Below are 9,275 nucleotides of genomic sequence, written 5' to 3'. Positions count from 1 at the left end.
GGCGTTGACTTTTGGCACGCTGTTGAGTTCTCAAGGAACGGACACTTCCTTCGAGCCGCTTATCAGGCGGACCCTCCGGGCGCTTCGTTCGTGTTTCCCAGCTTAGCAGATCAATTTCGGCCGTTTTACCGGCTTCCTTCGTTCTGAATTCCCGCTGGGAGGGATTCCGCCGAATCGGTGGCGGGCATCCGTGGATGCTCACTGCCTCGTTCTGGCGATGTTGTAGACACTAAACCTTCAAGGCGACTGTTGTCCAGTCGGTCTCAACCGTTTAAAGCTACTAGCACATCTGGGCCGTGTCAACGGCTTTGTTGCGCTGAAGAGAAGACTACCAGGTCAGCGGCCCTGTCCTGACCAGCCGGGCTAGGCCGCGACCGGGTTCAGGTCGGCTCGATCGGCGGCTTCGAGGTCGCCGGCGTCTCCGGTGGCGGCGGCTCGGCGGCCGAGGACCAGGGCGTAGAGCAGGAAGAGGATCTCGGCGACGGTGCCGATGCCGATCCGGGCCCAGGTGGGGAGGCCGGAGGGGGTGACGAAGGCTTCCAGCAGGCCACTGACGAACAGGACGACGGTGAGGCCGATCGCCATGCCGATGATCGACCGGCCCTCCTCCGCGAGGGCGGTCGCCCGGGTGCGGGGGCCGGGGTCGACGACGGTCCAGCCGAGGCGGAGGCCGAGGCCGGCCGCGACGAAGACGGCGGTGAGTTCGAGCAGGCCGTGCGGGAGCAGCAGGCCGAGGAAGAAGTCCAGGCGGCCGGCCGAGCTCATCAGGCCGAGGGCGACGCCCAGGTTCATCACGTTGCTGATCAGGACCCAGACCACCGGGATGCCGAGCAGGACGCCGAAGATCAGGCACTGGGCCGCGATCCAGGCGTTGTTGGTCCACACCTGGGCGGCGAAGGAGCTGGCGGGGTGGTCGGAGTAGTACGTCTCGTACTGGCCACCGGGCTTGGTCATCTCGCGGATCTGGTCGGGGGCGGCCAGGCTGTCCCGGATCTCGGGGTGGGTGCTCACCCACCAGGCGATCAGGGCGGAGAGGACGATCGAGAGCACCGCGATCGGTATCCACCAGTGGCGGGACCGGTAGAGCGCGGCGGGGAAACTGACCGTGAAGTACCGGCCGGCGTCGCGCCAGGAGGCGTTGCGCGCGCCGGTCACCGCGCTGCGGGCCCTGGCGACCAGGGTGGTGAGCCGACCGACCAGGGTGGGGTCGGGGGCGGCGGACTGGACCTGGGCCAGGTGGCTGGTGGCGCGCTGGTAGAGGGTGACCAGTTCGTCGGCCTCCTCCCCGGTGAGGCGCCGCCGCTTGCTCAGGACCTCCAGACGGTGCCACTCCGCCTGGTGGGCGGTGACGAAGACGTCGAGGTCCATACGGCGGGCTCCTGCGGGTGAGAGCTACGGGTCGGGCTCAGCATGCCAGAGGGGAGGGCGGCTCTTCTCGGGGGTCGGGCAGCGCCGTATGTTGGCGGCTGGAGATCGCGGGATGGCCCCGCCGGATCGGACGGGGTGGCGACTGTGAGTCAGTTGGTGACGGGCGAGGCGGTGGTCCTCGGGCTGCGGTCGGCCAAGCTGCCGAGTCGGGCGCTGGCGATCTGGCTGGATCTCGCGGCCGAGTTCGCGGTCCTGATCGGCGTGCTCATCCTGCTGGAGCAGACCACCGGCGAGATGGACGAAGCCGCTGCCACCGCGATCGCGCTCGGGCTGATGGTGTTCTGCCTGGTGGGCGTACCGGTCATGGTGGAGACGCTGAGCCGGGGGCGGTCGCTCGGGAAGCTGGCGCTGGGCCTGCGGGTGGTGCGGACCGACGGTGGACCGGTGCGGTTCCGGCACGCGTTGGTGCGGGGGCTGGTGGGCTTCGTCGAGCTGCTGACCTTCATGGGGGTACCGGCCATCGTCTGCTCGTTGATCTCGCCGGAGGGCCGTCGGCTCGGGGACGTCTTCGCCGGGACCCTGGTGGTCCGGGAGCGGGTGCCCGGGGCGGGTGGCGGGCGGGCCGCGCTGCCGCCGCTGTCACCCGAGCTGATGCAGGGGCTCGGCAGTGGGCTGGTCGCGCTGGACCTGTCGGCGGTGCCGGACGGGCTCTGGCTGGCGATCCGGCAGTACCTGGGGCGGATCGGACAGCTCGACCCGGCGGTCGGGCACGGCATGGCGCTCCGGCTGGTCGGCGACCTGGTGGCCCGCACCGGGCAGCCCGCGCCCTACGGCGTGCCGCCGGCGGCGTACCTCGGCGCGGTGCTGGCCGAGCGTCAACGGCGGGACTGGGAAAGGTCGTTGGGTCACCAGGCCCAGCAGGCGCACGAGGTGCGGCAGGCCCCGCAGATGCAGCAGGCACCGACCCCGCAGGCGCAGCCCGCCGCGCCGGAACCGCAGCCGCAGCCGACGCCTCCGCCGACCGGCTTCGCGCCGCCGGCCTGAGGCCGGGTCAGGCGTAGTACTCGGTCGGCCACTGGTTGGGCGGCGACTCCAGCTCCTCCAGCTCGATGCCGGAGGCGGCGAGCACCACGTCGCCCGCCAGGTGGACGATCTGCTGCTCGCCGGTCTCCAGGTCGGCGACCTGGTACTGCTCGACCTGGAGCGGGCCCGAGTCGGTGTCGTGGGTCTGCACGGACTCCAGCAGCCAGCCCTGGTCGAGGGTGCGCGGGGCGAGCACCGGGTCGGTGAAGGCGACCAGCCTGACCCGGGAGCTGTCCCCCGGCTGGAGGCGGAGCAGCCGGGCGGTGGCGATCAGGAAGGCCGGTGAGGAGCCGGTGAAGGCGTGGGCCCGGTCGTGGCCCTCGGCCGCGTGCTCGGGGTTGCCGTCCGCCGCCGTCCGGACCCAGGTGACGCCGTCGACCGCGCCGCCGCGCACCAGCCAGCCGCCGGAACGCAGTTCGAGCCGCAGCGGTCGGCTGCGGGAGTCCAGGGTGAGGTCGGTGGTGGCCAGCACCGCGCCGTCGGCGGCGTAGGTCTTGGAGACGTAGCGCCAGCCGGCCGGGCCGGGGGCGCAGCTGAAACGTTCCTCACCGAGCGGCAGGTGGTCGTGGGTGTCGTGGTGCAGGTAACGGCCGTTGGGCATGGGCCGAAGCCTACGTGCAACCTTTCGGGGACCCGACCGCATCAGCCTGTCGGAGGGTGCGCCGATGCACCGTCCGGGAGGGGGCCCGATGACGGGGGAGTCGCACAACGCGGAGTTCGCCGCGTACGTGGCGGCCAGGAGTGGGTGGCTGCGCAAGGTCGCCTATCTCCTCTGTGCGGACTGGCACCGGGCGGACGACCTGGTCCAGGAGAGCATCACCAAGCTGTACGTGCGGTGGCCGCGGGTCAGGCGGGTGGAGAGCGTCGACGCCTACGCCAGGAAGGTGCTGGTGAACACCTTCCTGGCCGAGCAGCGCACCTCCTGGTGGCGGCGCACCGACCGGGCCGCGGTCCTGGCGGACGGGGCGCTGCCGCCCGCCGGTGATCTGGAGGCGGCGCTGGACCTGCAGCGGGCGCTGGCCGCGTTGCCGCCCCGGCAGCGGGCGACGGTGGTGCTGCGGTACTACTGCGATCTGAGTGTGGATCAGACCGCGGACGCGCTGGGCTGCTCGCCCGGCAATGTGAAGAGCCAGAGCGCACGGGGGCTGGAGGCGCTGCGGCGCACGCTCGCCCCGGGGCGGCTGGCGCTCTCGGAGGGAGCGGCGCGCAATGGCTGATGAACTTCCTTCATTGACAGCGGAGTTGGAGGCAATCGTGGATGTCCCGGGGCCGGTCAGTACGGTGGACGCGCAGCGGGCGCAGCAGGACGGGCTGGCGCGGCTGCGGCGCCGCCGGCGGGCGGCGGTCGTCGCCACCGGGGTGGCCGTGGCGGTGGCCGCGACGCTCTCGCTGACGCTGCCCGGCAGTGGCGGGAAGGCGCTCGGACCCACCGGGACGCTGTCGCCCAGCCCGGTCCCGTCCCTCTCACAGAGCCCGTCGGCGACACGTTCGCCCAGCGCGCCGCCCGGCAGCGGCACACCGGCGCCGGACCAGAGCCAGACCGCCGCACCTCATGCCGGACGGGCCCCGCTCACGGTGGAGGCCGACTTCGGCTGGCTGCCGGCGAGCTCCACGACGATCCGCTACCAGCTCAGCCCGAACGGCATGACGGTCCGGGCGGAGGGCGCCCTCGGGGCCGACCCCATGGTGCCGTTCTTCGTCCTGACGGCCTTCCCGGCCGGCGTGACTCCCCCGCTGACGGACTTCCCGGGCGGATCGCACCCGGTCAAGGTGCCCGCACCCCCGGTGAACGGGCAGGAGGCGTACTGGGTCTCCTCGGACGACCCGGGCTACGCCTCGGGGCTGAACATCCTGCACTGGAAGAGCCCGGACGGACGGTGGCTGGAGCTGAACAGCAGCTATGTCCCGGCGGCGGACAAGGAGCGGGTGCCGCTGCGGATCGCCGCCGACGTGAAGCCGGGTCACCGGCCGGTCCCGCTGCCGCTGCGGGTGGACGGGATCCCGTCGGGCTTCGTGCTCAGCTCGGCGGGTTTCCGGCAGGGGACCGGCCAGGACAAGGGGACCTGGACGGCCGAGCTGGTCCACTCGGCGGCTCCGGGTCTGTACTTCATGACGCGGGTGTCACCGGACGCCCACCACTCGCAACCCGGCGGGCCGAGCACGGACCCGTGGGGAGGAGGCTGCAAGGCGGCGGACGGCGTGCAGGTCTGCGTGGAGTTCGTCACCCCGGGCACGCTCGACGCGGTGGGCGGTGTGCAGGGCTGGCTGGACAAGGTGACCCTGCTCGGCACCGACCCGGCCAAGTGGACGGCCGACGTGCTCAACTGACGGCCCGTGGAACGGGGAACGCCCGGTGCCAGTCGGCACCGGGCGTTCGGCCGCGCGAGCGCGGCAGGATCAGTAGCGGTACTGCTCCGCCTTGTACGGGCCCTCGACCGGGACGCCGATGTAGTCGGCCTGCTCCTTGGTCAGGACGGTGAGCTTGACGCCCAGGGCGTCCAGGTGGAGCCGGGCGACCTTCTCGTCCAGGTGCTTGGGGAGCACGTAGACGCCGACCGGGTACTCCTCGGTCTTGGTGAAGAGCTCGATCTGCGCGATGGTCTGGTTCGCGAAGGAGTTCGACATCACGAAGGACGGGTGACCGGTCGCGTTGCCGAGGTTCAGCAGACGGCCCTCGGACAGCAGGATGATGGTGTGGCCGTCCGCGAAGCGCCACTCGTGGACCTGCGGCTTGATCTCGGTCCGGACGATGCCCGGGAGCTTCGCGAGACCGGCGATGTCGATCTCGTTGTCGAAGTGGCCGATGTTGCCGACGATCGCCTGGTGCTTCATCTTCTCCATGTGCGAGGCAAGGATGATGTCCTTGTTGCCCGTGGTGGTGATGAAGATGTCCGCGATGCCGACGACCTCGTCCAGGGTGGTGACCTGGTAGCCGTCCATCGCCGCCTGCAGGGCGCAGATCGGGTCGATCTCGGTGATGATGACGCGGGCGCCCTGGCCGCGGAGCGACTCGGCGGAGCCCTTGCCCACGTCGCCGTAGCCGCAGACGACGGCGACCTTGCCGCCGATCAGGACGTCGGTGGCGCGGTTGATGCCGTCGATCAGCGAGTGGCGGCAGCCGTACTTGTTGTCGAACTTCGACTTGGTGACCGCGTCGTTGACGTTGATGGCCGGGAACAGCAGCTTGCCGTCACGGTGCATCTCGTACAGGCGGTGGACACCGGTGGTGGTCTCCTCGGTGACGCCCTTGATGGTGGCCGCCATCTCGGTCCACTTGTTCGGGGTGTCCTTGAGGGTGCGGTTGAGCACCTCGAGGATCAGGCGGTACTCGTCGTTGTCCGCCGTGGACGGGTCCGGAGCGGCACCGGCCTTCTCGAACTCGACGCCCTTGTGGATCAGGAGGGTGGCGTCGCCGCCGTCGTCCAGGATCATGTTCGGGGTCTGGCCGTTCGGCCAGGTGAGCGCCTGCTCGGTGCACCACCAGTACTCCTCCAGCGTCTCGCCCTTCCAGGCGAAGACCGGGACACCGGCGGGGTTCTCGGGGGTGCCCTCGGGGCCGACCGCGATGGCGGCGGCCGCGTGGTCCTGGGTGGAGAAGATGTTGCAGGAGCACCAGCGGACCTCGGCGCCGAGCGCGACCAGGGTCTCGATCAGGACGGCGGTCTGCACGGTCATGTGCAGCGAACCGGTGATCCGGGCGCCGGCCAGCGGCTTGGTGGCCGCGAACTCCTTGCGGATCGACATCAGGCCGGGCATCTCGTGCTCGGCGAGCTGGATCTCCTTGCGGCCGAAGGCGGCAAGCGAGAGGTCGGCGACCTTGAAGTCACCGTTGAGGTTGGTCGACATGCGGTACTGCTCCTCGCTGCGTGGGATGGGACGGGCCGGTCTTACGGGTGTGCTTCGGTGGCAGGACGCCCGACGGCACGGCGCACTGCTCCTGCGGCACAATCCGTCGGAGGACCTCTCTCCCTCGACCGCCCGCGCCCGGATGCACCGGACGCCGCGATCGACCGCCATCAGCAGCGACGTTTGGCTCTGCTGACGAATCTACACCGACGGCGCAATCGCACGGGATTCGTACGGGTGGATTCGGCCGGGTCCGACCGGAGCCGACGGTGCGTCAGTGGGCGGGGCCGTCAGTGGGTGGGGCCGCCAGGGGTGGCCGCCGGGTCGAGGCCCTGGGCCTCCTTCGCCGCGCTGTAGATGTCCGGCTCCAGGTAGATCACCCGGGCGATCGGGACCGCCTTGCGGACCCGGGCCTCGGCGAGGTCGATGGCCTCGGCCACCTGGGTGGCGCTGTCCTCGGCGTTGACGCCGATCTTCGCGGCGACCAGCAGCTCCTCCGGGCCGAGGTGCAGGGTGCGCATGTGGATGATCCGGGTCACCGAGTCGTGGTCGACCAGCGCCGCACGGATCTTCTGCACGTCGTTCTTGTCGGCGGACTCGCCGATCAGCAGGCTGCGGGTCTCCAGCGCGAGGATCACCGCGATGACCACCAGCAGCAGGCCGATGGAGAGGGTGCCGATGCCGTCCCACACCCCGTCACCCGTCAGCACGGTGAGCCCGACGCCGAGCAGCGCGAGCACCAGACCGATCAGCGCGCCGAAGTCCTCCAGCAGCACCACCGGCAGCTCGGGCGCCTTGGCCCGGCGGATGTACTCGATCCACCCCAGGCTGCCCTTGGACTTGCGCCCCTCGGTGATCGCGGTCCGGAAGGACCAGCCCTCCGCCAGGATGGCGAACACCAGCACGCCGACCGCCCAGTACCAGCCGTGCAGCTCGTGCGGGTGGCGGATCTTCTCGACGCCCTCGTACACGGCGAACAGGCCGCCGACGCTGAACAGCACGATGGAGACCACGAAGGCGTAGATGTACCGCTCGCGGCCGTAGCCGAACGGGTGCTCCTCGTCCGCGTCGCGGGCCGCCCGCTTGCTGCCCACCAGCAGCAGCACCTGGTTGCCCGAGTCGGCCACCGAGTGCACGCCTTCGGCCAGCATCGAGGACGAGCCGGTGAAGGCGAAGGCCGTGAACTTGCTCGCGGCGATCGCCAGGTTCGCGGACAGCGCCGCAACCAGTGCCTTGGTGCCGCCTTCGGTGCTCATGCTGGGGTGGTGTCCCTCCGACTGGGCCGGTGCGCCGCACCGGCCGACGCTCAGCTTGCCGACCGCACACAGTATCCCGGTGGGGTACGGCGCCTGAGCTCCGGTCAGTCCCGCGTGGCGGCCAACCCGAGGTAGACGGCGGCGAAGTCGGTCAGCGCGGTGAGCTCGGCCAGTGCCTGGAGCGGATCGGCCAGCGCGCTGCGGTACTCGGTCAGCCGGACCTCGTGCGCCTCGGCCAGCCGGTGCGCGCGGCGGACCGGGTAGCTCGGCTCCGGCACCTCGGCCTGGTCCTCCTCGGCCGGATCGGCGGCCCGGCCCGGGGTCTGACGGAGCAGCAGCACCTGGAGCAGCAGCGGGTCGGGCTCCTCCACCCGGTCCCGGAAGAAGTCGTCCGGGTCGGCGCCCGAGCCGAGCTGGCCGACGAACATGCCCCGGTGGGTGGTCAGCACCTGGGGCAGCACCCCGGCCAGGGCGGGCCGGCCGGCCCGGTCGGCCAGCATGGTGGCGAACCGCTCGGCCACCGCGGCCGCCACCGGGCCCTCGGCCCAGAGCAGCGGCACGGTGCCGGAGAGCTTGCCCGCCAGGCTCTTCGCCGGGTTCACGTAGGCGCCGGCGTCGGGGCGGCAGCGGACCGCCGTCTCGTCCAGCCGGTCGGCGGTGGACTGCAGGGCGCCGGGCGGCAGTTGGGTCACCCCGAGCTTCTCGGCGAGCGCCAGCAGCGGGGCCAGCAGCGCCCAGAGCGCGCCCGGGTCCAGCGCGGGCAGGTCCGGCTCGGTGCCCGCGGCCGGCTCCACCGGCTCCACCGCGGACGGTGCGTACGGCAGCGGGAGGCCCCGGACCTGGTGGGCGGCCTCGGTCAGCGGGCTCACCGCCGGGGCGATCACCACCACCGCGCAGCCGCGCGCGTACGCCTGCTGGGCGAGGCCGATCAGACCCTGCTCGGTCCCGTCGATGGAGGCGATCACCAGCAGGTCGACCGGGCCGACCCAGCCGGGCAGTTGCCAGCTCAGCCCGGCCGAGAAGACCGGGTCGGCCGCCGTCCGGTCCCGCCGCACCGGCTCGGCGTCGGTCGGCGGCAGCGGGAGCACCTGGGTGGTCCCGGCCGCCAGCGCGGCCAGCGCGGCACCGGCGGCCAGCACGCTGCCGTGGCCCGCGACCAGCAGGGTGCGCGGTCGGCCGTCCGGCCGGAGCGCGGCGAGCCCGGCGTCGTCGGCGAGCCGCAGGGCGGTCCGCACCCGCGCCCCGGCACCCGCGAGGGCCAGCAGGGCGTGGTCGTGGTCGGCGCGCTGGAGGGCGGCCGGGTCGTCGAGCAGGCTGTCGTCGATCATGTCGGCTGGCCTCCGGCCTCGGACTCGTCAGGAGGGGCGGCGGGCCTCGTCCACCAGCAGCACCGGGATGCCGTCGCGGACCGGGTAGACCAGGCCGCAGCTCTCGCCGGTGCAGCGCAGCTCGCGCTCCTCACCCTTGCTCTCCTCGGCGAGCGCGGAGTGGCACTCGGGGCAGACCAGGATCTCCAGCAGGAAGGACGGCAGGCTGCTCATGGTCGTCAGGCTCCAGAAGTCGGTACACGGTGCGCCGGTACAGCGGTGCCCCGGCCGGGGGCAACCTTACCGGCCGGGGGTGCGGGTGCGGGTGTCAGGTGCGGATGAGGGTGAGGACGGTGTCGCGGATGGTGGTCATGGTGGTGGGGGTGTCGGCTTCGACGTTGAGGCGCAGGAGGGG

The 9,275-nt window shown here is 71.8% G+C and carries 9 protein-coding genes; 3 read left to right on the top strand and 6 right to left on the bottom strand.

Going from position 1 to position 9,275, the window contains the following annotated elements:
• Positions 1–363 precede the first annotated feature (363 nt).
• Positions 364–1,368 carry a stage II sporulation protein M gene (locus ACIRPK_RS36595; RefSeq protein ID WP_403047213.1) on the bottom strand — a complete coding sequence of 335 codons (1,005 nt, stop codon included), beginning with the start codon at positions 1,366–1,368 and terminating at the stop codon, positions 364–366.
• 144 nt (positions 1,369–1,512) lie between these two features.
• Between ACIRPK_RS36595 and ACIRPK_RS36590 the strand changes: the two genes are divergently transcribed.
• Positions 1,513–2,412 carry an RDD family protein gene (locus ACIRPK_RS36590; RefSeq protein WP_403047216.1) on the top strand — a complete coding sequence of 300 codons (900 nt, stop codon included), beginning with the start codon at positions 1,513–1,515 and terminating at the stop codon, positions 2,410–2,412.
• 7 nt (positions 2,413–2,419) lie between these two features.
• Here the strand turns inward: ACIRPK_RS36590 and ACIRPK_RS36585 are convergent, their stop codons facing one another.
• A complete protein-coding gene (locus tag ACIRPK_RS36585) occupies positions 2,420–3,052 on the bottom strand; it encodes a hypothetical protein (protein WP_403047210.1) in 633 nt (210 codons plus the stop codon).
• 88 nt (positions 3,053–3,140) lie between these two features.
• Between ACIRPK_RS36585 and ACIRPK_RS36580 the strand changes: the two genes are divergently transcribed.
• Positions 3,141–3,668, top strand: coding sequence for a SigE family RNA polymerase sigma factor (locus ACIRPK_RS36580; protein ID WP_403047208.1), 528 nt, complete (start codon positions 3,141–3,143; stop codon positions 3,666–3,668).
• Positions 3,669–3,705: 37 nt separating this feature from the next.
• Positions 3,706–4,779 carry a hypothetical protein gene (locus ACIRPK_RS36575; protein WP_403047205.1) on the top strand — a complete coding sequence of 358 codons (1,074 nt, stop codon included), beginning with the start codon at positions 3,706–3,708 and terminating at the stop codon, positions 4,777–4,779.
• A gap of 69 nt (positions 4,780–4,848) precedes the next feature.
• On the opposite strand, the gene ahcY is transcribed toward ACIRPK_RS36575, so the two are convergent.
• The 4 genes from ahcY to ACIRPK_RS36555 all read right to left on the bottom strand — a co-directional run bounded on the left by ahcY (position 4,849) and on the right by ACIRPK_RS36555 (position 9,094).
• On the bottom strand, positions 4,849–6,297 hold the full coding sequence (gene ahcY, locus ACIRPK_RS36570; protein ID WP_403047202.1) for an adenosylhomocysteinase: 1,449 nt from the start codon (positions 6,295–6,297) through the stop codon (positions 4,849–4,851).
• A 290-nt stretch (positions 6,298–6,587) separates the two neighbouring features.
• Complete coding sequence (locus ACIRPK_RS36565) at positions 6,588–7,553, bottom strand: cation diffusion facilitator family transporter (RefSeq protein ID WP_403047200.1); 966 nt, start codon at positions 7,551–7,553, stop codon at positions 6,588–6,590.
• A 104-nt stretch (positions 7,554–7,657) separates the two neighbouring features.
• The gene (locus tag ACIRPK_RS36560; protein ID WP_403047197.1) at positions 7,658–8,881 is read right to left on the bottom strand and encodes an SIS domain-containing protein; all 1,224 of its coding nucleotides are present in this window, start codon (positions 8,879–8,881) and stop codon (positions 7,658–7,660) included.
• Between the two features lie 27 nt (positions 8,882–8,908).
• A complete protein-coding gene (locus ACIRPK_RS36555; RefSeq protein ID WP_184918944.1) occupies positions 8,909–9,094 on the bottom strand; it encodes a Trm112 family protein in 186 nt (61 codons plus the stop codon).
• Between the last annotated feature and the right edge of the window lie 181 nt (positions 9,095–9,275).

This window comes from Kitasatospora sp. NPDC101801 (genome assembly GCF_044766665.1).
Lineage (GTDB): Bacteria > Actinomycetota > Actinomycetes > Streptomycetales > Streptomycetaceae > Kitasatospora.
This window is presented reverse-complemented; position numbering and strand designations above follow the sequence as displayed.